The organism is Butyrivibrio sp. INlla16 (assembly GCF_900104155.1).
In the GTDB taxonomy this organism is placed as follows: domain Bacteria; phylum Bacillota; class Clostridia; order Lachnospirales; family Lachnospiraceae; genus Butyrivibrio.
In genome coordinates, this window is record NZ_FMYB01000006.1 from 95,897 (window position 1) to 119,552 (window position 23,656).

Genomic DNA, 23,656 nt, shown 5'->3' on the forward strand with positions numbered 1-23,656 from the left:
ATTATTTAACTCTTAAATGAAAATTCTTCATTTGCAAGCCTTACTATATCGCCATTCATAAGAAGGACCGGCTGACCTGCAGGTATTCTTCTTCCGTTCACAAAGGTTCCATTTGTGGAATTGCAATCCTCAACATAGACGCCTGATGCATCTGATCTGAAAATTGCATGAGTTCTGCTTATCGCCCCATTATCATTTATACAATAGCTGACATGAAGCGCATCCTTGCCCACTGAAAACTCTTCCTTATCTATAAGGATATTCTTCAAATCCTTTTTTCTAATGAGCGATCCTGAAACCAACCTGGGTCCCGAAGATTCATTATTATATGCAAGAACTGTTGTCCCCTTGATATCCGGAACGTTCATGCTCATAACTCCGGTATCATTATCGCCTATCTTTCCACTGTCACTTTTGGGTGCAGGTGCGGACGAAGGCTTGGAAACAGATGGCGATGCTGTCGGATTCAGTAATATCTGGGCCTCATCGTTTCCTGAATTATCATCTCCCCCGCTTGCTTTTTCTTTTCTCTTTCTGACAAGCAGAATTATCATAACCGTAATCACTGTAATCAAAAGTAAACCAAGAACGATTACAAGGATAATCATCCATTTGGGAGTCACCTGTTCTACGACTATCTCTTTTTCCACTTCAGGTGTTTCAATAATTTCTTCAGTTTCCTCTTCTACAGGCAGCTCTTCCTGTTTTTCTAATTTACTGTACTGTATCCCCTGCGCATCAAGAAGTTTCACCAAAACTGTTGAGTCTACGGCACAATAATATGATCCATCAAGTCCGAGCGTATTTATTCCGATTGCATTTCCGTTTTCATCTATAAGTGGCCCACCGCAGTTGTTATTCCCAACTTCGGCGCTGTGCTGAATAGTCTGTATATCATTAATAGTGGTAAGATTGACGATATCTCCTGAAGACATAACCACCCTGTCATTGGAATAGCATTTCTCATTTGTGCTGAACATGATCTCTTCAGGAAAACCAAGCGCATAAACTTTATCCGCCACTTCATAGGGCAGATCTATAGCATTTCCATCTTCAGAAGTAATTATTGCAAGAGGTGTTCTTGTCAGAATTGGCTTTGACAGCTGCAATACAGCCACATCAAGTTCATCACTTTTGCTTACAAGAGTCGCAGGTGTTGTAATATCATTTTCTACAACAACCTGTATATCCATTTTGGCACTATCATAACTGTCCTTAGGAACTTTAAAGTATTTAAAAGCCGCCTTTTTCACATCATCTGTAAGTTCAAGAATATGAGCACTTGTAAGGACATACTCATTTCCATCAGGAAAACCGATCAGGAAGCCGGTACCACCCATTACGATATGTGACTTTTCATTATCGTCCACATACACATAATTTACCTGTACTACACCATTCTTAGCTTCATTAATATTCGTCGCATAGGGAATTGGCGGCTCTTCCTCTACCTGCTCTTCGCCTTCGGCATCTTCTGATAATTCTTCATCGCCCAATGTCTCTGCATCTGTCTCCTCGGAATTATCTTCTATCTGTTCCTCCGAAGATTCTTCCTCGGCAGCTGCATCTACTACTTCTTCAGCTACCGAAGCTGTGTCTGCCGCACTATCCTCAGCAGCACAAACATTAATTGACATTGTCATCACTAAAACTGCAAAGACAATTGCAGATGTCTTTTTAAATACCTTAAACATATTTTTCCCCATTATTCCAAAACTTTTTTCTTACAGACTTTTTATAGTCCTGATATTTCATCTATTTTCTCTCGTAGGTCATCCATGAATACAAGCTTTGCATCAGGCTTGATCTCGAGTGCTTCCGAATAACATTTCAATGCTTCTGTATAATTCCCAAGATTATATGCTGCATTCCCGCAACCGTAGGTGAGCACTATTCTTGATATATTGTTATTAAAAGTTTTCATTGCCTCATTATATAATGAAGCTGCGCGCTCATAATCCTTTTTCGCATATGCAATCACGCCCTCAAGATCAATAATCCTGGCTCTGTCAGCCTTGGCAATTCTACTGTTGCCGGTTTTAGTTCCTACCATTTCTTTTAGTTTATCGAGACATTTTTGAGCTTTTTCCACTCTGCCTGTGTCTGCAAGTACGCATCCCTGATAAAACATACATATTTTCCGGAACATCTTAAGCTTGCTTTTGCTTCGCATTAGTTCTATATGCTCCATTGCCTTCTCATAATCCTTTTCGTACGCACTGGCAGCAATATAGTAAGTTCCAACCGCATTTACATAACACTTCCTAAAGTAGCGTTCCTTAACCAGTCTGTCTACCACATCAATAAACTTCCGCGGCTCACAATCATCAAGCAGTATTTTATATAGGTACAAATGCAGTTTAGTCATACGCACTAAAAGAATAGTTATCGGAATCAAAATAAATAAACACATAACGATTACACTTTTTGTAAAATACTCATCGGAAAAAGGATCCGTGTAATCATATCCCCAATCATTAGGCAATATCGGAATCAGTGCAGAGATAATTACAACCAACCAAACTAACACTATACAAAACACTGCAAAAAAATAACGCCAAGTGAAGGATTTTTTATAAGTGAGTATTCTATCGACTGCTTCATCTACGTCTGTGCCTGTTAAATTCAGTTTTTTCATTTATGCAAACTCCATTCGGCTTATATCCATGTTTATGCCATTTTATTTTTCACAAATAAGATAATGAATCCTCCCGCTATACAAACAGCCAGAAGAACCAGATAAATAGCATCCATTATTCCCGCAAAAAATAAACCCATTTCAGGACCAACACTTACATATGGATCATTCACATATCCGGACACATAAATTGCTGTGGATAATGCTATGCCTACCAGATTCGTCCATATGATAGTAATTACATACTTGTTGTAGGGAAAATATCCCTTAGATTTCACCAAATCATAGATAATGAATCCCAATGTTACAAAGAATGGTGTTATCAGCTGCGGAAAATCAAGAATTGAAAAATATGGTATAATCCACGCCACTAATATCAGCAAATGGAATTCCCGCACCCTTGCATAGTTCATGTAATCAATATACATTTCCCTTACCTTATTAATTCCTTCTATTTTTCTCTGTCTTTTTCGACAAAGTGTCAAAAATGATTTGCCATATCATTCAAAGCCTCATCCCGTTTCCATTGTTCAACTTTTATATTGTTTTTTTGAAGTTCTTCTATTGTAAGAAGTCTATTTAATTCATAGACATAATCAGAAATTATTTCTTTCACACTTCTATCAGAATAATATTTGCCAAGTGCACCATTAAGAGGAGCAGTGTTTATATATTTATTATCTATCCTTCTTATGTCTAATGATTTTCCTTTTACTTTTTGTATTTCCTCATCCATCCCTTCAGCTATCTGCTTTCTATACACTTCCAAGGAGGGAACTTTCAAAAGGTTATGCATATAAAAGGCCACCACTTTATAAAAATCCTGCTTGATATCTTCCCACTCTTTTCCTCTCATTCCTAAAAAAGCTTCTGCAATATATCCTAAAGCCTGATTTATATCCACATCATTGATACCATTATCATCACAAAACTGGCTAGACAATTCTTTCATATTCTCAAAAACATAATCGCGATCTTCTTTTTCGATGGCATGCTGTCTTCTTACTTCATCAAGCGCTCTATACCCCTCGTTTTCAAGAAATACTTCTACTTCTGAAATTGCTGCCCTATATGATTCCACTTCTTCAGATTCATATTTAAACAAAAGATTCTTTGGATAAAACCCATCAAGCCTTATCATACCAGGTTTGTCTACAATCTCGACTAGTACAAACTTTTGTCCAACTCCATTCCTTCTAAACGTAGCTACATCCCATATCCTACCAGATTTTGTTCCCCACTCTACTTGGAACTCTCTTTTACTAGCCTCTTCACATATTATTTCTTTAATTATCTCTTTTCTTCTGATTTTCATTTTCATTCACCTCCTATCATGCCGGACCATCACATGCATTTGAATTAAACAATCCATTAAACCATTTAACAACAAATAAGCACAACGCAGCAAATGATGCCATTGCCGCCCCTGCTGCAGCTGATATTATTCCTATAATCGCTAATACTACAATTGCAATCAACACCACTACTATAAAAACGTCAATTACTATAGCTGCAATATCAGGACTTTTCTTTTGTTCCGGTTTAAACTCAGTGATATTACTATTATTTCCTCCCTTTCCTTGTGAATTATCCTTATCATTATCCCTGCTAGCAGGGATATCCCTCCTTCTCCTTCTTAATTCATCCTCCGGCCCTTTATACTCATAATAAATCATTCCCGGAGAATCCGCGCGAGTAAAATATCTATATTTTCCTCCATCTGATGCTGGAAGTGTTACATTAAAATACGGCTTGTATCCTCCTGGAACTGCTTGAGTCGCCCCAAATTCACTTTTACCATTATTATTATATGCATCAACATGGCCTTGCATTTGATCTAATCCAAGTTGATGTCTGGTTTTATTTGCGCCTTCCGCCGGCAATTCACCATTCTTATAATATCTTGGATCAGTTTCTATTTCTGTTGTCTTCAAATATGATGCTGGTTTTATTTCATATACTTCTGCTATACCATCATGAAAAATTACTATATCTGCCTTCCCATATTCTCCATTAGTATGAAAAGCTCCTCCATCTATCCTATGATTAGTTCTAACTACACCCGGTATTATTCCTTCTACATTTAATAGTTCAGCATATGTTTCTAATTTAGTATGAGCATCATTTCCAATGTCTCTATCTACGGGATCATTTCCAGTCGGATCAAAAAACTCAATTGGACTATTCTGACAATACTCATAAAGATTCAGAGATTCCGGATCCTCAATGAACATAAAAGCATCCTTATCTCTTGAGATGAAACGACCACTTCCAGCATTGTAGTATCTTGCCTGGGCATAATAATTTCCCGTTATGTCATCGGTCTGATATCCTGTAAATGCAAGTGGTTGTAGTATATTCCCTTCCTTGTTATACGGATGTTCCTTCGCTTTTTTATTCTTACCGGTAAACGGATCAAAGGTTCTGCCAAACTCATCATAAGCATAGGCGGATACTGTATCCCCATCTGTTCCTGTAAGACGCATTGTACTTCCCAGTTCATCAAGGAGATAGAAATAATCCTCTCCGTCTCTATCCATGCTGATAATTCCAGAATCATAGACATAGCTCTCTTTTTGGCCATTCACCTCTCTGCCCAGCATGTCATTATAGAATTTAGTTATATCCAAAATATATTCTATGTCTTCTTCGGGCGTCTTTACCGCAACCCTCTTTCCAATACCATTGTATTTATAGTCTGCTTCTCCCTTGTCTCTATCGTACCCCCAAATCATTTTGTTTGTGGAATCGAACTTGAACCGCTTTGATATGGCTCCATCCACAAACATCTCTGTCATGTTTCCACGTCTGTCATAGTTATACGCTGTTATTTCATGTACGCCATTCCCGGCAAAAGTAGTCTCTGATGAAATAAGTCTATCCAGAGCATCATAAGTATAGCTTGTGGTATTTCCCTCTTCTTCAAAGCTTCGCCTATTTCCAAACCAGGATAGAAGATCCTGATGGAACATGCGCCAGCTGGGAATATAATGACATGGGGAAGGAGGCAGCTTTTACTGACCCAGCAGGAAGAAAGACCGTTTACACATATAATACCATGTGGAAGAGGGATAGTATTGTTCTTCCCAATGGAGGGATTATGGCTATGATACAGAATATGGCTATGAGATGGATGGAAGTCTTAAAAAGGTACTTTACGCAGATGGGAAAAGCGTAGAGTTTACTTATGATGCTCTTGGACTTATAAGCAGGATTGTTGATTGGACTGGTACAACAAATGTAGAAAGAGATAGCCTTGGGCAGATTGAGAAGATAACGGACCCTAAGAATCGTACTGTTGGTTACACTTATGGATCCTCCGGTGAGAGAACATCGATAACTTATCCGGATGGAAAAAGAGTTGACTATCTTTATGATAATATGACAAGGCTTTCTGCAATCGTTGATGGAGCAAATAAGACTCTTTATGATTATGATGAGAATGGAAGGCTTTCAAGGAAGGTACTGCCAAATAGCGTAGAGCTGCAGTTGTCATATTTGCCGGGCGGATATCTAAAAGAAATGATCGCCCGTGATGATGAGGGAATAATTGACAGCTATGTCTATTCTTATGACGATTCAGGCAGAAGAAGCGATGTGGAAAGGCACAGGAGAAATCTTGAGCATGTATCCGGGCTATACCACTATGATTATGATAAGATTGGACGACTTACCGGAGTTCAGCGTAACAATGAGCTGATTCGAAGTTATTCTTATGACAGCTTACCATCTACTATGTCAAATGTCACATAATAGGTTCCTTTTCTGGTGGCATATATCTGTATAGCCTCATAGTTAGTATTAACTGAGTATTTATATCTGTGGCTTACACACTTTGCCTTCAGGTTTTTATTACTTGTCTTTACATTTGCAACATGTGTGTCCACCTCATCCATATTTACATTGATGGCATTTATATATCCTGTCATTTTTTTATTAACAAGATTTATCACCTTTTCTTTTTCATAGGTGACATTCACTGCCTTTGCTGTTATTCCTCTGCCGTAAACAATTATCAGCATTATGGTTATAACCATCAGGAGTTTTGTTGCCCCCAAGCAAACTCTTTTCATCAGATTCTCCACTGTCCTCGATCCCCTACATACACGCAACAAGGGATGTAATGCATCACATCCCTTGATTTTTAAATAATTAAATTGTTAAAGACTCCCCAAACAAAACTGTAAGACACTTCTTGCGCTCCCCTGATTTATCGTTCCCCCTCGATATATCAAACAAAAAGCGTCTTTACAATAGCATGATTTTACTAAAAATACAACAATATTATCCCAAATTGTTAATAATCTTAATAAATTCTTAATAATTCAGAAAGTATTGTCAAAAGGCCATCAACCCTTGACCGCACCTGCGATGAAGCTTGCCTGAATCTTTTTACTAAGGAACAGATAAGCTATAAGTGTCGGGAAGGTCGCGATAACAAGCGCAGCACCAATGGGTCCCCACTCCGTTGTATGCTGTCCTGACAGGGCCTTGATACCTACTGGCAGAGTTCTGTGCACTGAGTCTGAGATGAATACGTTAGCAAACATGAACTCGTTCCAGCACTGAAGGTATGAATAAACGCCAACCGTTGAAACCGCGGGCTTCATAAGCGGCAGGATTATTCTGAAAAATGTTCCGAAAAGTCCGCATCCGTCGATTCTTGCTGCCTCATCAAGTGCAAAAGGTATCTCGGACATGAATCCGGTGCTGATCAGAATTGCCATTGAAAGCGAAAAAGCTGCATACGGAATAATAAGTGTTGAATACTTATTGAGCCAGTGAAGCTTTGAAAGCACTACATAAACCGGAACGATTGATGCCTGGATCGGTATTGTGAGTCCAAGCATGAAGAATGCGTTCATCAGCTTACTACCCTTCCATCTGATTCTTGTGATGGCATAAGTAGCCATCATCGCAGCCATAATAGATATGGCAATGGCAATAGTTGTAACAAGTAAACTGTTGAAGAAATAAAGGCCCATGTTTCCCGTGCCCATGGCAGTTGTAAAGTTTGACCACAGCCATTTTTGCGGGAGACCTATCACGTTTGCACCAAAGATTTCATCGTTGGATTTCAGGGCAAATGTGAACATGAAATATATAGGAAATAGGTTAATAATCGCCCAGATTACTAATATTATTTCCGTAAAAACCTTAAATACAGGATTTGTTTCCTTAAGTGTATAGCTTTCCATATTAATCTTCCTTTTCCCTAAATGCTGCACTTATCAGCAGAGCAAATGCAAAGCACAGTATTATCAGCATGACAGAAATAGTACTTCCCATTCCATATCTGTTTCGAAGGAACAGCATGTTTTCCAAAAGGGTACTGGGTACCTCTGTGGACTGGAACGGACCACCTTCAGTAAGGATTCTTACAAGGTCATAGGTTTTCAGTGAACCTGTTACTGCGAAGATAACGCTTACTCTGATGATGGGCTTGATGATCGGAATAACCACGTATCTGTCTACCTGCCACTTTGTTGCACCATCGAGCATTGCTGCCTCTCTGAGGTCCATGTCAACGCCCTTAACTCCTGCATACATGAGCAGCATGTGATAGCCGACGTACTGCCATACCGTAGGAACGATGATACTTCCAAGAGCAGTACTTACTTCACCTACCCATACGTGTTTCCAGTCTCCTCTGCCTATTGCTTCAAGGAATCTGTTCAAAAGACCATAATCGGGATTATATATTTTCAGCCAGAGCTGACCGATAACTACTGTTGAAATAAGAACCGGCATGAAGAATATTGATAAGTATACTCTCTCCTTAAGGCTCTCTCTTCTACCAAGAAGGAGTGCCAGTAAAAGCGCAAAAGGTAACTGCACAAAAACTGAGAAAAATGCCAGTATCAACGAATTTTTCAGTGATGTCACAAACTTGATCGACCCGTTTGTGAACAACTCGACATAGTTGTCAAAACCGATGAATGTGCCTGCGGAAAAACCGTTCCAGTCATACAAACTTCTGTACACAGATACAGCGATCGGTGCAATAAGTATGCTTACAAAAAGGAGCAGTCCCGGAAGCAGAAATACGAAAATTGCTAATCCTTTTTTTAAACCTTGTTTATTCATACACAAACCTTCCCAGCCGAATTTCTTCTGTATCCGGCTCTACTGGCATAACCTTAGTAAGGCAAAATGCCTTTGCATTAAAAAGTCCTTCCTGCTTCCAATTTTATTCAGAAGTCAGGAAGGACAAAGTAAAGTCTAATCCGACTTATTATTTGTTATTACTGGATGTCCTTAGCAAGCCCTTCGATGAACTGCTTACCATCAAGAAGGCAACCATAAACCTGATCTACATATGAAAGATATGTGTTAGCAGAATCAGCGCTCATAGCTGTGTCGCCGAAGAGTACCATTGTATCAGCGTTAGCAACGATGCCTGCAACTGTCTGTGTAAGCTCGTTTACAGAACTTGTGTCGCCATAAGGTGTCCATGCAGGAAGTCCGCAGCCATCAAGGTAACCATAGTGGCAGATAAGCTTACCAAGCTCAAATGCATACTCAGCAGCCTTCTCAGCGTTAGGTGAAGATGCTGCTACAGCAAGTGTATCAGAAGGTCCACCGATGAGCTGTCCAAGCTTAGCCTTGTCAGCATTGATTACAGGGAACTCACTAACCTTAACCTTATCCTTGAACTCTTCGTTAGCAGCGAAGTCAGCACAGTTCCATGTTCCGTTCATGTAGAATGCATACTTGCCAGCCATGAAGTTGTTCTTAACTTCGTCGTTTGTAAGGCCGATTCCTGAAGGATCGAAGTAACCGTTGTTTACAAGACCCTGGAATGTATCAACAGCATCAGCAACGTCCTGGTTGTTCCATGTTGCCTTGCCAGCGAAGATCTCGTTAAGTGTATCAGCGCCTGCGCTCTTCTCGATTACAGACTCAAGATACTCTGTTACGCACCATGTCTCTTTTCCTGCACATCCGAAAGGAATGATTCCTTTGTCCTTAAGGGCGTCGCAGCAAGCGATGAACTCATCATAAGTTCCGGGAATCTCATCATATCCAGCTTCCTTAAGAAGGTCCATGTTTGCGAAGAGACCAACGATGTTCATTGTAAGCGGTACACCGTAGTGCTTTCCGTCGTATGTGGAGTTACCCATCATAACTTCAGGAAGCTCACTCTTGTAGTTCTCATAAGCATCATCAAGGCAGTAAACCTTGCCTGCATCTACGAAATCACCAAGGAATGCACATGACCATGTGAAGAAGATATCAGGCATCTCATCTGCAGCAACTGCAGCCTTGATCTTTGTCTTGTAGGACTGGTTCTCAAATGCTTCCCATGTGAAGTTTACATTGGGATATTTCTCTGCCATGTCGGCAATTGCAGCTTCATAAGAATGACGGTTTGAATCACTCTCTGTTGCAATACACCACATTGAAAGATCAATAGCCTCACCATCATCAGCTGCTACTTCTTCTGTAGCCTCTTCTGTGCTCTCAGCCTCTGTAGCCTCCTCTGCTGTGTCAGCAGCTTCAGTGGTCTCTTCGGTGCTTTCAGCTTCTGTTGCAGCCGGAGCTTCCTCTTTAGCTGTGTTGTCTGCTGCCGGTGCTGAATTTCCCCCACCGCATCCAACGAGTGATAAAGTCATAACACCCGTAAGCAGCAATGATGCAATACGCTTCATTTTCATAACATACCTCTCCTTTTCTTTTTGGGCATTTCTGCCATTAATACGTTATATCTTAAGCACTTGGTGCTTTAGATCTACATTATTGCCTTCTCCTAGGGGAGAAGGTGTCAGCGAAGCTGACGGATGAGGGGTTATACTCAATTTTGCTGAGTCTTCGTCATCGGCCAGGGATAGTCGATTATAAGCTCATCATCATTCAGTGTGTAGTAAAGATATGCATCCTCTATCGGATCACTGTACATAAGCTTTATGCATGAATCCTTCTCATCTACAGTGTAGTGTCCAAAGAAAATGCCCTCTTCACTGAATTCCCCATCTTTCGTGAAGACATATGACCAGCCGTTGTCCTGTGTCCAGGTTCCTACCAGTCCGTCGTGCTCTTCTTCACTGCTAAGCTTATATGTTGACTTCTCATAGAGAGTCATTGTATCGCCATTCATTTCATAGCGAAGCTTTGTTTCATTTTTATCTTTATCCGTAAGGGTGATATACTCATCATCCTTGGTATATGTATACTTCTCACCCTTGAAGACTGCCTTGCCATTGTCATAGAGCGCAATAGCTTCTTCCGTGGGCTCATGTGTATATGCCCAGCTCTCAGTCTTCTTGCCGCATCCTGCCGATACTGTCATCATGACGATGAGCATTGTCAGGATCGATGTTGTTTTTAATACTTTTTTCATACTTCTCATTTTGTTGCCTTTATTTATCTATACAGATGTTTCATTTCTAAAATAAATATAAACAATGCTTTGTATAGATTGAATGTAAATCTTTTACCTCATTAAGCACTTTTTTTACTTTTTGTACACAAATCGTTCATACTTCACTAATAATTTGTGCAAATGTTTGTTACATGTGTCTGAAAAAGTGATGGAAGCCATCAGGAAGATGTTTACTTTTTATAGTCCCTCGAAATCAAAGGCGGGAATGAAACTCTCGGAATCTGTGCCCTCTCCCTGGAAGAAGCCATTCTCGATGCCAAGATTGATAGCGTAATCTATGAGTTCTTCATATTCTGAAGCATTAACGCCTGTGAGTAGTTCCGGATAAGCAGATAAATCCCCATAGGGGGTAAATTGATTCATTATGCTCAAATATACCTTGTCACCAAAACGAGAAAGAAGCTCTTTGATAACTTTCTTAGAATCAGACAGCTGCCCGGGAAGCATCAGATGGCGCACAATAACACCACTTTTCATAAGCGGACCGCTGTAATCATCATCAGATAATTCTTCAATTATTCTGTTATATTCAATAGCGCCAAACATGTCTGTTAACTGTCTATCATCTTCGGCAGCCTTTTTCTCCCACATAAACAGCGGCTCGTGGACCTGCCTCAGCATCTCCTCTATAGCATCCATGGCAATTCCAAAATATCCGGGGGCATTACTGTATCTCATCGACAGCTTCTCGGAATAATACTTGCAATCAGGCAGATAAATATCAACAAGCCCCTCCAATGCCTTAAGTGTATCGACATTTTCATAAGCACTTGTGTTATAGACAACCGGAATGTGAAGCCCCTGCCGCTTTGCAGCCTCAAGAGCAGGTATGATCAGAGGTACAAAGTGAGTAGGCGTAACAAGATTGATGTTAGAAGCCTTCTCTTCCTGCAGCCTAAGAAAGATTTCCACAAGTCTTTCCGCAGAAATCTCTTTACTTACCTCACCTGATGCAATTTCATGATTCTGACAAAAGACACATCGCATATTGCAACCCGAAAAGAACACGGTTCCCGAACCGTGTTCTCCTGATATGCAGGGTTCCTCCCATGCATGAAGATAAGCTCTGGCTGCTGTCAAAACAGCTCCCTGTCCGCAGTAACCAAGCTCTCCGGATATTCTGTTAACGCCGCAGCCTCTGGGACAGATTCTACAATTATCCAGCAAAATTTTCTCCTTCCGCCTCGGCCAGCTTTCTGGCTTCTTTCTCAGCCTTATTCCGCTTCCTCAGCTCCGTGAAAAATTCCTTTAAAATATCACTGCAGTCCTTTTCAAGAACTCCCTTGGTAATATCCACCTGATGGTTAAACTCCGGATTCTCAAGAATATTAATAACCGTTCCTGCGCTTCCGGCCTTGGGACTTGAAGCTCCCATCACTACGCGGGGAATTCTTGACTGAACGATAGCACCGGCGCACATCTGGCAGGGCTCAAGTGTCACATACATGGTGCACTCCTCAAGCCTCCAGTCGCCCATCTTCTTACATGCCTTTTTCACTGCGGTAATCTCAGCATGGCAAAGCACGGATTTATTGGTATTTCTACGATTATACCCTCGTCCGATAATCTTTCCCTCATATACTATGACACAGCCTATCGGCACCTCGCCGAGTTCAATAGCCCTGCGGGCCTGCTTCAGTGCAGCTCTCATATATTTCTCATCAAGTTTTTCCTGTTCCGTTCTTACACTTAATTCCGGACGTTTAGCCATTCTAATTACAACTCCTTTATGCCTCAATTTAGCAGCCTAACAAACTAAAAGCACATAGCTTTTCACCATGTGCTTTATTCTTGTGTCAATCAAAATCTTCCGGAATCCACATACTTCATATAGTTCAGCACCATCAGCGCAATCTTGAAGGTAAGCGCCTCATCAAAGGTTCTGATATCAAGTCCTGTAGCCTTCTCCAGCTTCTCAATTCTGTAAACAAGCGTATTTCTGTGCACAAACAGCTGTCTGGAGGTCTCAGATACATTCAGGTTATTCTCAAAGAACTTGTTGATTGTGTTAAGAGTTTCCTCATCAAGATTCTCGGGAATCTCGCGGTCTCCGAATATCTCATCTATGAAAACCTTGCACAGGTTTACGGGAAGCTGATAAATCAGTCTTCCGATGCCGAGCATGTTGTACGCAATTACTCGCTTTTCTGCGTAGAAAATCTTGCCGACATCGAGTGCCATCTTCGCTTCCTTATAGGATTTACTCAGATCCTTGATCTCGCCGACTATTGTGCCGTAGGATACACGAACATCAAGCATTGCCTCTGTGTTCATCATATCTACAATTGTTGTGGCAACACCGGCTATTTCCTCATAGGTTTCACCTGACTTAAGAGCCTTTATCAGAATAACACTGGTCTCGTCCACAGCTGTCACATAGTCGCCGCTTCCGCTGGTGTACATGCTTCCGAGCAGCTCAGCCGCACCGCTGTCACGTCCTGCCTTTGTCTCAACAATGATTATTACTCTTGGCACATTGACATCAATTCTAAGTTTCTTTGCGCGGTTATAGATATCGATAAGAAGCAGATTATCAAGAAGCAGATTCTGGAAAAAATTGTTCCTGTCATATCTTTCCTTATAAGCAACTATCAGATTCTGCAGCTGACTTACACAGATTTTTCCGACCATATATGCATCTTCGCCCTGCCCCTTGGCAAGTAGGATATATGAAAGATCACCCTCATCCATAATCTTCAAAAGATGCATTCCGCCAATAACCTGAGAATCAACCTGTGATGCGGCAAAGTCCGAAATGAATGATCCCTCAAACTTCGGAGCTTCTGCAGTTGCAGCCACAACCTTTCCCTTCAAATCCATAACACTGAGCTGAACCCTCGTAATAGCAGAAAGTTCATCAATACTGTTTTGTATAATCTGCGCAGTAATCATTTATGCCTCCACCACTTTTTTTGTAGTACAGTTTTGCACATTTTACCGTGCAAAAATCTAATCTACAATCATTTTACTTTTCAAAATAGCGGAGTTCAAGTGGTTTTATGTCTCTTAAGCACTCAAAAAAATAGTGAACGGCAATACTAAATTGTCATTCACTATTTTTACTCTTTATTCCTTCACAAAACGAAATACATTCCAGGACAACGGCTTAAGTTCTGCTTTTACTGTCATCTCATTGCCGACAGTGTCTGTAGCCTCTTTGGGTACAATATTTTTATCTGCTTCTTCATCCGGTGTTCTGTTTTCAGTGAACATCTCTGTGTGCCCTTCAAAGCGCATTCCTGTAAGTCCTGTTATATCCAGTGTAAAGTCTGCACTGTCCTCCCAGTCACGATTTATAACAAAAACAGTCAGTTCACCAGTCTCAGAATCATACGCTGCCGCGCTGTCAATAAAGTCCACCTGATTCTGTTCGTGGTACTTATGCGTATCATCGAGGGCAAAACTTTCTAAATCATATGTCTCACACTCAACAGAAGTCTGCAGAGATATTCCATGACCATATTTCATAAGATCTGCATATGGATAATATGCCGGAATCGTGAATACATGATCATGGTCACAGCCTGCTGCCACACCGAGACCTGATGTCATACAGCCTATCTTTACACGATCTGCATGGCGAAGCATCTCAAGGATAACAGCTGCATTCCCAAGTGCCATAAGCATCGGATCCATAGGCGGGAATGACCTGGAAGGCATATTATCCGGATCATGGCGAACATATTCGCGCTCCGGATCAAAGAGATAATGTGTACCCGGTTCTATGTACGGTTCTCTGCCAAAATGAAGCTCTTTTTTCTCCATAGGCATTACACCATACTCATCCAATGACAGCTTCATTACTTTAGGAGAGTGCATCAAAGCTTGAACGTAATCGCACAAAGCTATCTCTGTACGTATATAGTCTTCATAGTAACGTGATGCAGCCATGAACTGCGCATAATTGCCAATTTCTGCCGACTGATAATGGTGCATTGAAATATAGTCAACTGCGTTATAACATTCCTTGAGGACTTTCAAATCCCAATCAGGATAGTGTGAAAGATCCGGAGAACTTGAAACACAGACTGCTGTTTCTATACTTCCATCAACCCACTTCATTGCCTTTGAGGTTTCATTTACAAGAAGTCCGTAACCTCTGGGATCCTTTTCCCAGGAAGCAACCTGCCATGGACCGTCCATTTCATTTCCCAGATACCAGACTTTAACTCCATAGGGTTTTGCATGTCCGTTTTTCTTACGAAGATCTGACCAGTAAGTACCGCCCTCATGGTTGGTATATTCAACATTGTAGATGGCATCATTTATGCCGCCTGTACCCAGGTTTATTGTATACATAGGCTCCATTCCAACCTTTTCAGCCCACTGGAGATACTCGTCATGTCCGACATCATTCGGATAATATTGATGCCAGGCCAGATCCAGGTGCTCCTTCCTGTTTTCCTTAGGACCAATGGAATCCTTCCAGTCCCAGCCGGATACAAAATTGCCTCCGGGAAGACGAACCGCAGGCACATCTGTTTTTTTCAAAGCCTCAATCCAGTCTTTTCGAAATCCCTGCTCATCTGCAGTCGGATGCTTCGGGTTGTACATATTTCCGTAAACGATCGATCCGATGGGTTCCATGAATGCACCATAAATACGTTTTGATATATTTCCTATCCTAAAATTCGGATTAATAGAAACTTTTGCCTTTTTAGCCATTTTCTTTTCCTTTCTATTCTCAATCATTAATTCCGTGATGACATTTCAATAATTTTTGTCATTTTCAGCCAGCCACAAATCAAACTGTCTCTGCTTCTCCGCAATATATTCGTCTAAACCTGCTTGTTTCAGTTTTTCGTTAAATTCCGCCGTTCCTGAAACAGGATCCAGAAAGCCGTACAGAAGCTGATTTGAATACTCATCATATATGTTTTGTAATGCCGCATATTCTGCGGTATATTGACTATTGTCAAAGGTAAAGCCCAAGGCGATGGATGTCTCCGCGTTCGCATTGAATTCCATTATCCTTGAACCCAAATCCTGTGAGTCACCGGTCCAGTAAGGGCATATATACTGGTTGGGCATCTCCCAGTTCATAGTGTGATACCACTCTGCATTTTGTATGTTCACGCCATCAGGAAAATCAATGCTCCCATCAGGTTTTGTAACATAATCCACACCCTCTTCGCCCCATACAAGTAATGTAGATAGCTCCGGATCGGTGTACAGCTCATTCATAAGCTGCACTGCAGCAACAGGGTCAGGAGAAGACTGATTAAGACATGAAATTACGGATGTGATACCTGTAGATTTGATTATGCTTTGTCCTAAGCGAAACACAATCATTTCCCTTCCGCATTCGCCGGATATCTGGGACTTGTAACCGGGTTTTGACGGAGCAAGCATCGACATATAGTCTCCGGACTTAATCCTTGCGGAGCTGGAGCTCTTATCGCTCAAAGCGTCCGGGGATATAAATCCCATCTGATTCCATCTGTGCATGCGCTCGACCATATCCATCCACTCATTGCTCTCCATCAGGTTTGTGACCGTCCTGTCCTTCGTTGGATCCAAAAGTACACCGAACCAGTCATTACCAAGGTTATCAACGATGGAGCCTTGCGCAAACTGATTACCTGATACTGCAAATACCCACTTATCCGGAAATTTGCTTTGAAGCTTTACATATATTTTTTCTATTTCATCCCAGGTTGAGTGAACTTCCTGGTTTTCGTCCTCCTCATATTCATAGCCGATTGCATCAAGATATTCCTTTCCTATCACAATAGCTGCTGTAGTAATGGCGTAGTCCTTTACCGGAGGAATGCCATACAGATGACCGGCATATTTGCATGCTTCCTGGTATTTTTCAGGGATAAGCTCCTCTATTCCCGGTCCATAATTTTTAAGTAAATCGTCCTTATTAAGGTCATAGCAAAATCCATTATTTACGCAGAGTGTATACCCGATGACATTTCCGCCGAACCAGTCAATTTGTTCGTCATTGTTTGTCAGTTTCAGATGAACATCCTGACCGTATGAAGAAAAATCCATCGCCAAAAGCTCTATCTCCAGACATAGCTTCTTACGCAGGATTTTATTCATTGCTTCCTGTATTCTCTCTATACCAATGGGGCTACCGGTCCAGGTATATATAGCATAAGTGACCTTTTGATACTCTCCTGTCTTCTCATACTCAGCTCTGCGATCTTCTATTGCCTTGCTGTATGCGGGAGACATGTTACTTTCAGTTGTTTCGGCAGATTCAGAAGCTGTAACTTCTTCTACCCCGGTCTTGCTCCTGCCACATGCTATGAGAGTGACCGTAATTAGTATAATCAGAAAAAAAGCTGCCCACCTCATTGTTCTTTTCATCCCAGAAACTTCTCCTTATCATGAAGCATTGTGCAGAATATATAATTATCTTGATAATTTTTTAGATAACCAGTATTATTTTAACAATAAAAGAAGGTGTGGATATGTACAATATGGAGGAGATTTGTCACTATTTTCATAATATTTTGCCGGGGCCAAAACGAAAGCATTCTCTGCTGCATCGGTTCGGTATATTGTTTTTAATGTCCATGCTCATCTTTACCACTCTTCTCGCGGCAGTTACGATGGTTATCTTTTTTAACCTGCGTGAATTCTCATATCGTTCTGTTCAAGATTCTCTTCGTTTTTACGACAACAGACTCGATGTTGAGCTCAGTCAGAATATCATGTTCCTCATCGACAACTGCTCATCTGATCCGGATATTATAAGGCTTCGTACTACCATGGATAGCAATGAGGAAGTTGGCTGCATGGCACGTATCCAGAACCGATTATCTACTCAGATTACACCACACTCCGTAATCAGGGGCTTTTACCTGTATTATCCCGATAAAGATGTATTTCTTCCGGTCTATAATACTGCCAATACAGGTACCAGTTCGGGCTATCCGTTCCCTTCTTTTATCAGATCACTTTTACAAGCGCACCTGAAAGACGACGGATCCGGCGCTGATCTTCCTCAAAACTGGTATTTTATTGAAGATCAGAACTGCCTTATCAGGACATTTAGAGTAGGCGGAATATACGGTGGCGCATGGATTGATCTAAACAACCTTCCAGGATTTGAAGAGTTTTTCGGAAATGATGCCATCCTACTGATTACAGACAGCTCCGGACAAGTGCTGTTTTCCGGTAATACCTTTGCAGAAAATGGCAATGCGAATGATTCCGGGAAAGAACCAAATCTCCCTGTTGAGAAATCTCTCTCCGGTCCTGTTACTGTAAGTATCCCGGGCATCGGAAAAAGGATCATTATCTCCTTTAGACAAAGCTTTTCAGATTACTGCTTTACCGTGCTGCTTCCTCAAAAGCAGTTTTTACAGGCTTTCCGATCTCTTTATTATCTTTTGGCACTTATTATCTTATGGGCTGTTTGCTTTTTTATATCCTATAGCCGCATGGGACGGATGATCATTGAGATCCCGACCAAATCTCTTATGGCAGTAACCAGGAACATCCGATCCGGAAATCTGGACACCAGAATCACTCCTTCAAATAACTATGAAGAGACAGTCCAGATTACAGATGCCTTTAATAAACTACTATCCGAGATAGGTAATCTAAGGATCAGTGTCTATGAAGAACAGCTCCAGGCTCGCGAGTTTGAATTGAAATCTCTGAAAAACCAGGTTGCTCCTCATTTCCTGATCAACTGTCTGAACACTGTGTTTATGTCAGCACAGGATCAGTCAAATCTTGAAGTGACAAATCAGATAATCTCCACACTATCCTCTCATCTGCGGTATACGCTTTCTGACAGGAATATTGTTCCGCTGTCTGAGGAACTTGAATATCTCGAAAATTACATACTGCTGACTCAGTACAGATTTCCCGAGACGTTGCAATATGAAAAGGAAATTGACCTTGATCTACTGAATGCAGAGGTGTTCCCGATGATTCTCCTCACTCTTACCGAGAATTCCATTAAGACGGGACTTATTATGGGCGAGCCTTTTCTTATCCGAGTCAAGGCGACAAAAAGGATTGAAAATAACGAAACCTTTGTGTACCTTGAGCATACTGATTCCGGAAGCGGTCTGTCAGAAGAAAAACTTGAAAAGTACAACCATATACTGGAACATCCTGAAGTTACGGAGAAGGGAACCGGTATAGGGCTCTATAATACCGCTATGCGACTTAGGCTCATTCTTGGATCAGAGGCAATGCTTAGCTTTGCAAACGCGGAAGGCATGGGATTATGTGTTACAATACGCTTCCCTTACAAGAAATACTCGGAAAAGGAGAGTTTACATGAATCTTCTGATAATAGATGACGAATACTATATTGTTCAAGGTCTTGTAGGTATGATAAATAAAGAAGAACTTGGATTTGACCATATCTTCACAGCCTATAGTGCGCAGCAAGGGATGACTATCCTAAAAAAAGAACAGGTTGATCTGATGCTGCTGGATATCGAGATGCCCAAGGAAACCGGTCTTGAACTACTTGAACAACTTAATGTTGAAGGGCTTCAGCCAACAACAATAATATTATCCGGACATCAGCGTTTTGACTATGCCCAGGAAGCCATGCATTATCACTGCTTCAATTATCTGCTTAAACCCATTGGAAAACAGAACCTGAACCAGGAATTATCCCGCGCCATGGCATTTTTGCGCCCGAAACAGGTAAATCCTGAAAGCGAAGCAGGTAACGGCATCAAAATCAACGACAGCAGTTTTGTCCACACAGTACGAAGATATATCCGCGACCATCTGTCGGACGCAGATTTAAACCGTGTCAAGATTGCTGATGCCATACACCTAAATCCCGATTATCTGTCATTTTGTTTTCATAAGGAATTTGAAACAACGCTTACAGCTTATATCAATTCAAAACGAATGGATCAAGCCAAATACCTACTAAAAAACACGACTATGAGCATTTCGGATATCGCAGAACAGGTTGGAATCCCCAATACCTCATATTTTTACAGGCAGTTCAAGAAAACAACAGGTCAAACTCCCCAACAATACCGCAAATAGCAGGTATTTTACAGCTTACCCTTTTACTGCTCCGATTGTGATACCTTTTACGAAGTATCTCTGCAGGAAAGGATATATGATCATAATGGGAAGGATACCCATAACCGTCAATGCCATTCTTACAGAAGTTGAAGGCAGATCAGCCATGTTAACATTTCCACTACCGTTCTGAGCCTGCTGCCTGAGCTGATCCAGATTACGCTGAATCTTCATAAGCAGTACCTGAATACTGTAGAGTTTGTCATCATTGATATAATACAGACCATTCATCCAGTCATTCCAGTATGCAAGTCCAACCAGGAGCCCGATTGTAGCGGTTATCGGCAACGCCATAGGGAATACCACCTTGAAAAGGATTCCAAATTCACCTGCTCCGTCAACTCTTGCTGCATCAATAACTTCATCAGGAATATTGGTGGTGAAGTATGTACGCATCATAATGACGTTAAAAGGGCTCATAAGTAAGCCCGGAACAAGCAGCGCAATAACTGTATTTCGAATATGGAATGTCTGTGTCCACATCAAATATGCAGGAACCAGTCCTCCTGAGAAGAGCATTGTAAAGAATAGATAGAATGCAAAAATTTGTCTTCCGGGAAGCTCTTTTCTTGAAAGCGGATAAGCATATAGCAAAGTAACAAACAGGTTGGATAGAGTTCCTACAACTGTAACTGATATTGAAATCACATAACCACGTGCCACAGATCCGGATTGAACAAACAGATATTTATAAGCATATGTACTAAATTTTTCCGGAAAAAAACTATATCCGTTTGCTAACAAAGTTTGTTCATCTGTGAGTGATGACATGAGCATAAGAAAGAAAGGAGCAAGTGCACAGATAGCCAGAATGATCATCAGCGCATTTGCCAAGGTCTGAAATACTCTGTCTTTTTGTACCATGTTTCTAAAATCCTCCTATTAAAACAGCGAACTTTCGTTGTCTATTCTTCTGACTATAGCGTTAGCCGTTACTACCAGAACAAATCCAACAACGGACTGATAAAGGCCTGCTGCTGAGGACATTCCTACATTGTTATTCTGGATAAGTCCGCGGTATACGTAGGTATCAATTGTCTGCGTTACATTGATAAGCGGACCGGAGTTGAGCGGAACCTGATAGAAAAGACCGAAATCAGAACGGAAAATTCCGCCAAGAGCCATAAGTGTCAGTATGATAATTGTAGATTTCAAACCGGGCAATGTAACATGAACAATTTTCTGCCAACGATTAGCTCCATCCACAACAGCAGCTTCATAAAGTGTGCCGTCAATACCGCAGATGGTAGCATAATAGAGGATCATATTGTATCCAAGGCCCTTCCAGATATTGATAAGAACCAGAATAACGGGCCAATATTTTGCAGTGTTATACCAGTCAATGGGCTCTTTTCCAAGCAGTTTGACTAGTGAGTTGTTGATGAAGCCATCACTGGTGCTCAGGAAAGCGTAAGCAAGATAACTTACTATGACCATTGAAATCAGGAAAGGAATCAGAATAATCGTCTGATATGCCTGCTTCGCTGTTTTGTTGCGGATCTCATTAAGAATGATCGCTGTTGCTACAGCCAGAATAGTTCCAAGTACAATAAATACGACATTATAAAGTACTGTGTTTCTGATCATTATCCATGCGTCTTTGGTTCTGGTGAGGAATTCGAAATTTTTAAATCCGCACCAGGGACTTCCATATACACCTTGCGCAGCATTATACTGCCTGAAGGCTATCTGTATTCCAAACATCGGAATATATGAATTTATAAAAAGATATACTACCCCGGGTATGAACATTAAATACATCGGCCAGAAGCGTTTTAATGTTTTCTTTGTCTTTTTCAACCTAACCCCATCCTCCTTCAAGTAATATTATCATGCAGGTGCCAAAATGATATTTGACACCTGCATTTTTTGTGTTAATTATTATTGGCAGAATTATTTGCTTGCAAGAAATGCATCAAGCTGTTTCTGCTTCTCGGCGATGATCTCATCGATGCCGGCTGCCTTAAGTTCGTCAATATACTTAGGAAGGTTTTCTTCAGGATCGATAGCGCCCCAAAGAAGAGCGGTCCTGTAAGAAGATACAACGTTGTTGCAAGCTGTTACCTGGTTCATAACAGGTGAGCTGTCCCAAATGAATCCCATAGCAGGGCTAGGCTCGCCACTGTTGTTAAACTCGTTAAGCTTTGTCCAAAGATCGGGATCCTCAGCGCCTTCCCAAACTGGTGTAATCTGCTGATTAGGCCATGCCCAATCCATTGAAGAATAACCGGAAGCGTTCGGATCAACACCTTCAGGAGATGTGATCATCTTCTTGGTGTCATCAGTGTATACCCAGTGCTTACCTTCGATACCGTTGATGAACAGGTTGGAAATTTCAGGATCTGTATACATAAGGTTCCAAAGCTTCATAGCTTCTTCAGGATGCTTTGAGCTGTAAGGAATCATCCATGAGTTACCATTAGGAATTGCTGTATGCTTGATAGGTCCATGAATCTTCATGAAGTAAACTTCTTTGCCGTTGCCCTTGTAAACCTCAAGTTCCTTGCCGGGCTTCCAGTTCTCATACATTGCAAATCCATTGTTTGAAAGAAGAGCGTTCTCTGTAGTTGTTGTAGCATCAGGCATGACCAAACCTTCCTGATTCCACTGCCACATCATCTTGCAGAAATCCTGGAAGCTCTTTGTCTCTGCTTCGTCAACAACTGTTGTGCTGTCTTCGCGGCAATCCTCAAGGATACCAAGAGAATCTCCAAGCGGATCAGCGGGAATAGTTGTCTGCATACCACCCTGTGCCCATGTGGGAACAAGAGCATCCATCTCAGGATGAGCTTCGTGAACCTTTACAAGGATTTCGTGCATATCATCATAAGTGCCGTACTCAGGAACTGTGATACCAAGTTCGTCACAGATGTCCTTGCGCATAGCAAATCCGGCTGCACGTGATGTATCTTTCTGGTTCGGAAGTGCATAGAGCACACCATCCTTTTTGCAGGCTTCAAGGTCATATTCGTTAATTACTCCCTTTGCTCCCTGTCCATATTTCTCTAAAAGATCATCAAGGGGATATGCCCAATTATTATTAACTACAGTGTTAAACTGACCACTTATGTTGTTGTAGCACATAAGATCAATAGCTTCACCGGAGGTCAGAGCAAGGTTAATCTGTTCTGCATCCTGTCCACGAACAAGATCAATCTCACAACCGATCTTTTCACGTGTGATCTTGCTGATTGCTTCAGCAACTTCATTGCAATCCTCTGTGTCAGCATTACCATTTCCCCAAACTACGAGCTTGACATATTCGCCTGATCCGGCACTGTCCCCGCTGGCCTGATCAGAACTTGATGCTTCGCTGCCGCCGGCTGTTCCTGCGCTGCTTCCGCCACAAGCGGTAAGGCTAAGGACCATCGTCAGAGCAGATAGTAAGGCTACCAATCTCTTTTTTTTCATTTTGTTACATCCTCCTACTAAAATTTTTTTGTTACGGTTTTGAATCGGCAAAATGAACAAATGATGTTCCATTTTTTGCCATTTCGTTGTATTTATTTATACAATAAATAGTGAACGGATGATATGCACTATTGTTCGTTTTTTTTGTACATTTCTTATAGTAAAACTTTTTACACCAAATTTTTGTACAAAAATGT

General features: G+C 41.2%; 21 protein-coding genes. 3 read left to right on the forward strand and 18 right to left on the reverse strand.

All coding sequences use genetic code 11. The annotated features are described in order from the left end of the window. Nucleotides 1-5 precede the first annotated feature (5 nt). Genes BLR42_RS04670 through BLR42_RS04690 form a run of 5 tightly spaced genes read right to left on the reverse strand, consistent with a single transcriptional unit; the run spans nucleotide 6 to nucleotide 5,610 of the window. Entirely contained in the window at nucleotides 6-1,694 is a 1,689-nt protein-coding gene (locus tag BLR42_RS04670) for an FHA domain-containing protein (RefSeq protein WP_091867040.1), read from the reverse strand. Between the two features lie 41 nt (nucleotides 1,695-1,735). Next, nucleotides 1,736-2,638 carry a tetratricopeptide repeat protein gene (locus tag BLR42_RS04675; protein ID WP_091867043.1) on the reverse strand — a complete coding sequence of 301 codons (903 nt, stop codon included), beginning with the start codon at nucleotides 2,636-2,638 and terminating at the stop codon, nucleotides 1,736-1,738. Nucleotides 2,639-2,670: 32 nt separating this feature from the next. Next, nucleotides 2,671-3,066 carry a hypothetical protein gene (locus tag BLR42_RS04680; RefSeq protein ID WP_139165105.1) on the reverse strand — a complete coding sequence of 132 codons (396 nt, stop codon included), beginning with the start codon at nucleotides 3,064-3,066 and terminating at the stop codon, nucleotides 2,671-2,673. Nucleotides 3,067-3,119: 53 nt separating this feature from the next. Then, complete coding sequence (locus BLR42_RS04685) at nucleotides 3,120-3,953, reverse strand: lipase chaperone (protein ID WP_026498704.1); 834 nt, start codon at nucleotides 3,951-3,953, stop codon at nucleotides 3,120-3,122. A 16-nt stretch (nucleotides 3,954-3,969) separates the two neighbouring features. Continuing rightward, complete coding sequence (locus BLR42_RS04690) at nucleotides 3,970-5,610, reverse strand: RHS repeat domain-containing protein (RefSeq protein WP_091867047.1); 1,641 nt, start codon at nucleotides 5,608-5,610, stop codon at nucleotides 3,970-3,972. A 157-nt stretch (nucleotides 5,611-5,767) separates the two neighbouring features. Here BLR42_RS04690 and BLR42_RS04695 point away from each other — a divergent pair, with 157 nt between their 5' ends. Further along, entirely contained in the window at nucleotides 5,768-6,391 is a 624-nt protein-coding gene (locus BLR42_RS04695) for an RHS repeat protein (protein ID WP_091867049.1), read from the forward strand. Here the strand turns inward: BLR42_RS04695 and BLR42_RS04700 are convergent. The 10 genes from BLR42_RS04700 to BLR42_RS04745 all read right to left on the reverse strand — a co-directional run bounded on the left by BLR42_RS04700 (nucleotide 6,352) and on the right by BLR42_RS04745 (nucleotide 17,342). After that, nucleotides 6,352-6,711 carry a hypothetical protein gene (locus tag BLR42_RS04700; protein ID WP_091867051.1) on the reverse strand — a complete coding sequence of 120 codons (360 nt, stop codon included), beginning with the start codon at nucleotides 6,709-6,711 and terminating at the stop codon, nucleotides 6,352-6,354. The genes BLR42_RS04695 and BLR42_RS04700 overlap by 40 nt on opposite strands. Before the next feature lie 276 nt (nucleotides 6,712-6,987). Then, on the reverse strand, nucleotides 6,988-7,836 hold the full coding sequence (locus BLR42_RS04705; protein WP_026498707.1) for a carbohydrate ABC transporter permease: 849 nt from the start codon (nucleotides 7,834-7,836) through the stop codon (nucleotides 6,988-6,990). A gap of 1 nt (nucleotide 7,837) precedes the next feature. After that, the gene (locus BLR42_RS04710) at nucleotides 7,838-8,725 is read right to left on the reverse strand and encodes a carbohydrate ABC transporter permease (RefSeq protein WP_022760959.1); all 888 of its coding nucleotides are present in this window, start codon (nucleotides 8,723-8,725) and stop codon (nucleotides 7,838-7,840) included. A 158-nt stretch (nucleotides 8,726-8,883) separates the two neighbouring features. Next, nucleotides 8,884-10,296, reverse strand: a complete 1,413-nt coding sequence (locus BLR42_RS04715) for an ABC transporter substrate-binding protein (RefSeq protein WP_091867053.1) — start codon at nucleotides 10,294-10,296, stop codon at nucleotides 8,884-8,886. 137 nt (nucleotides 10,297-10,433) lie between these two features. Next, nucleotides 10,434-10,979, reverse strand: coding sequence for a hypothetical protein (locus BLR42_RS04720; protein ID WP_026498709.1), 546 nt, complete (start codon nucleotides 10,977-10,979; stop codon nucleotides 10,434-10,436). A gap of 219 nt (nucleotides 10,980-11,198) precedes the next feature. Then, on the reverse strand, nucleotides 11,199-12,188 hold the full coding sequence (locus BLR42_RS04725; protein WP_242879197.1) for a radical SAM protein: 990 nt from the start codon (nucleotides 12,186-12,188) through the stop codon (nucleotides 11,199-11,201). After that, complete coding sequence (gene tadA / locus BLR42_RS04730) at nucleotides 12,178-12,732, reverse strand: tRNA adenosine(34) deaminase TadA (RefSeq protein ID WP_091867055.1); 555 nt, start codon at nucleotides 12,730-12,732, stop codon at nucleotides 12,178-12,180. The genes BLR42_RS04725 and tadA overlap by 11 nt, the downstream gene beginning before the upstream one ends. Nucleotides 12,733-12,821: 89 nt before the next feature. Further along, complete coding sequence (locus tag BLR42_RS04735; RefSeq protein ID WP_091867057.1) at nucleotides 12,822-13,913, reverse strand: PucR family transcriptional regulator; 1,092 nt, start codon at nucleotides 13,911-13,913, stop codon at nucleotides 12,822-12,824. A 174-nt stretch (nucleotides 13,914-14,087) separates the two neighbouring features. Beyond that, entirely contained in the window at nucleotides 14,088-15,686 is a 1,599-nt protein-coding gene (locus tag BLR42_RS04740; RefSeq protein WP_091867059.1) for an alpha-L-arabinofuranosidase C-terminal domain-containing protein, read from the reverse strand. A 45-nt stretch (nucleotides 15,687-15,731) separates the two neighbouring features. Continuing rightward, nucleotides 15,732-17,342, reverse strand: a complete 1,611-nt coding sequence (locus BLR42_RS04745) for an ABC transporter substrate-binding protein (protein ID WP_091867061.1) — start codon at nucleotides 17,340-17,342, stop codon at nucleotides 15,732-15,734. A 104-nt stretch (nucleotides 17,343-17,446) separates the two neighbouring features. Between BLR42_RS04745 and BLR42_RS04750 the strand changes: the two genes are divergently transcribed. Together BLR42_RS04750 and BLR42_RS04755 are read left to right on the forward strand one after the other, a co-directional pair. After that, a complete protein-coding gene (locus BLR42_RS04750; protein ID WP_091867063.1) occupies nucleotides 17,447-19,297 on the forward strand; it encodes a sensor histidine kinase in 1,851 nt (616 codons plus the stop codon). Further along, nucleotides 19,275-20,009, forward strand: coding sequence for a response regulator transcription factor (locus BLR42_RS04755; RefSeq protein WP_026498715.1), 735 nt, complete (start codon nucleotides 19,275-19,277; stop codon nucleotides 20,007-20,009). The genes BLR42_RS04750 and BLR42_RS04755 overlap by 23 nt, the downstream gene beginning before the upstream one ends. Before the next feature lie 15 nt (nucleotides 20,010-20,024). Here the strand turns inward: BLR42_RS04755 and BLR42_RS04760 are convergent, their stop codons facing one another. The 3 genes from BLR42_RS04760 to BLR42_RS04770 form a co-directional block, all read right to left on the reverse strand. After that, nucleotides 20,025-20,912, reverse strand: a complete 888-nt coding sequence (locus BLR42_RS04760) for a carbohydrate ABC transporter permease (RefSeq protein ID WP_022760949.1) — start codon at nucleotides 20,910-20,912, stop codon at nucleotides 20,025-20,027. A gap of 18 nt (nucleotides 20,913-20,930) precedes the next feature. Continuing rightward, entirely contained in the window at nucleotides 20,931-21,848 is a 918-nt protein-coding gene (locus tag BLR42_RS04765) for an ABC transporter permease (RefSeq protein WP_026498716.1), read from the reverse strand. Between the two features lie 93 nt (nucleotides 21,849-21,941). Continuing rightward, nucleotides 21,942-23,459, reverse strand: coding sequence for an ABC transporter substrate-binding protein (locus tag BLR42_RS04770; protein ID WP_170832632.1), 1,518 nt, complete (start codon nucleotides 23,457-23,459; stop codon nucleotides 21,942-21,944). Nucleotides 23,460-23,656 lie beyond the last annotated feature (197 nt).

What these genes read in the sequence shown, in the direction of transcription:
- BLR42_RS04670 (WP_091867040.1), bottom strand. Translation starts at nt 1,694, where the DNA reads ATGTTTAAGGTATTTAAAAAGACATCTGCAATTGTCTTTGCAGTTTTA.
- BLR42_RS04675 (WP_091867043.1), bottom strand. Translation starts at nt 2,638, where the DNA reads ATGAAAAAACTGAATTTAACAGGCACAGACGTAGATGAAGCAGTCGAT.
- BLR42_RS04680 (WP_139165105.1), bottom strand. Translation starts at nt 3,066, where the DNA reads ATGTATATTGATTACATGAACTATGCAAGGGTGCGGGAATTCCATTTG.
- BLR42_RS04685 (WP_026498704.1), bottom strand. Translation starts at nt 3,953, where the DNA reads ATGAAAATCAGAAGAAAAGAGATAATTAAAGAAATAATATGTGAAGAG.
- BLR42_RS04690 (WP_091867047.1), bottom strand. Translation starts at nt 5,610, where the DNA reads ATGTTCCATCAGGATCTTCTATCCTGGTTTGGAAATAGGCGAAGCTTT.
- BLR42_RS04695 (WP_091867049.1), top strand. Translation starts at nt 5,768, where the DNA reads ATGGATGGAAGTCTTAAAAAGGTACTTTACGCAGATGGGAAAAGCGTA.
- BLR42_RS04700 (WP_091867051.1), bottom strand. Translation starts at nt 6,711, where the DNA reads ATGAAAAGAGTTTGCTTGGGGGCAACAAAACTCCTGATGGTTATAACC.
- BLR42_RS04705 (WP_026498707.1), bottom strand. Translation starts at nt 7,836, where the DNA reads ATGGAAAGCTATACACTTAAGGAAACAAATCCTGTATTTAAGGTTTTT.
- BLR42_RS04710 (WP_022760959.1), bottom strand. Translation starts at nt 8,725, where the DNA reads ATGAATAAACAAGGTTTAAAAAAAGGATTAGCAATTTTCGTATTTCTG.
- BLR42_RS04715 (WP_091867053.1), bottom strand. Translation starts at nt 10,296, where the DNA reads ATGAAAATGAAGCGTATTGCATCATTGCTGCTTACGGGTGTTATGACT.
- BLR42_RS04720 (WP_026498709.1), bottom strand. Translation starts at nt 10,979, where the DNA reads ATGAAAAAAGTATTAAAAACAACATCGATCCTGACAATGCTCATCGTC.
- tadA (WP_091867055.1), bottom strand. Translation starts at nt 12,732, where the DNA reads ATGGCTAAACGTCCGGAATTAAGTGTAAGAACGGAACAGGAAAAACTT.
- BLR42_RS04735 (WP_091867057.1), bottom strand. Translation starts at nt 13,913, where the DNA reads ATGATTACTGCGCAGATTATACAAAACAGTATTGATGAACTTTCTGCT.
- BLR42_RS04740 (WP_091867059.1), bottom strand. Translation starts at nt 15,686, where the DNA reads ATGGCTAAAAAGGCAAAAGTTTCTATTAATCCGAATTTTAGGATAGGA.
- BLR42_RS04745 (WP_091867061.1), bottom strand. Translation starts at nt 17,342, where the DNA reads ATGAAAAGAACAATGAGGTGGGCAGCTTTTTTTCTGATTATACTAATT.
- BLR42_RS04750 (WP_091867063.1), top strand. Translation starts at nt 17,447, where the DNA reads ATGTACAATATGGAGGAGATTTGTCACTATTTTCATAATATTTTGCCG.
- BLR42_RS04755 (WP_026498715.1), top strand. Translation starts at nt 19,275, where the DNA reads ATGAATCTTCTGATAATAGATGACGAATACTATATTGTTCAAGGTCTT.
- BLR42_RS04760 (WP_022760949.1), bottom strand. Translation starts at nt 20,912, where the DNA reads ATGGTACAAAAAGACAGAGTATTTCAGACCTTGGCAAATGCGCTGATG.
- BLR42_RS04770 (WP_170832632.1), bottom strand. Translation starts at nt 23,459, where the DNA reads ATGAAAAAAAAGAGATTGGTAGCCTTACTATCTGCTCTGACGATGGTC.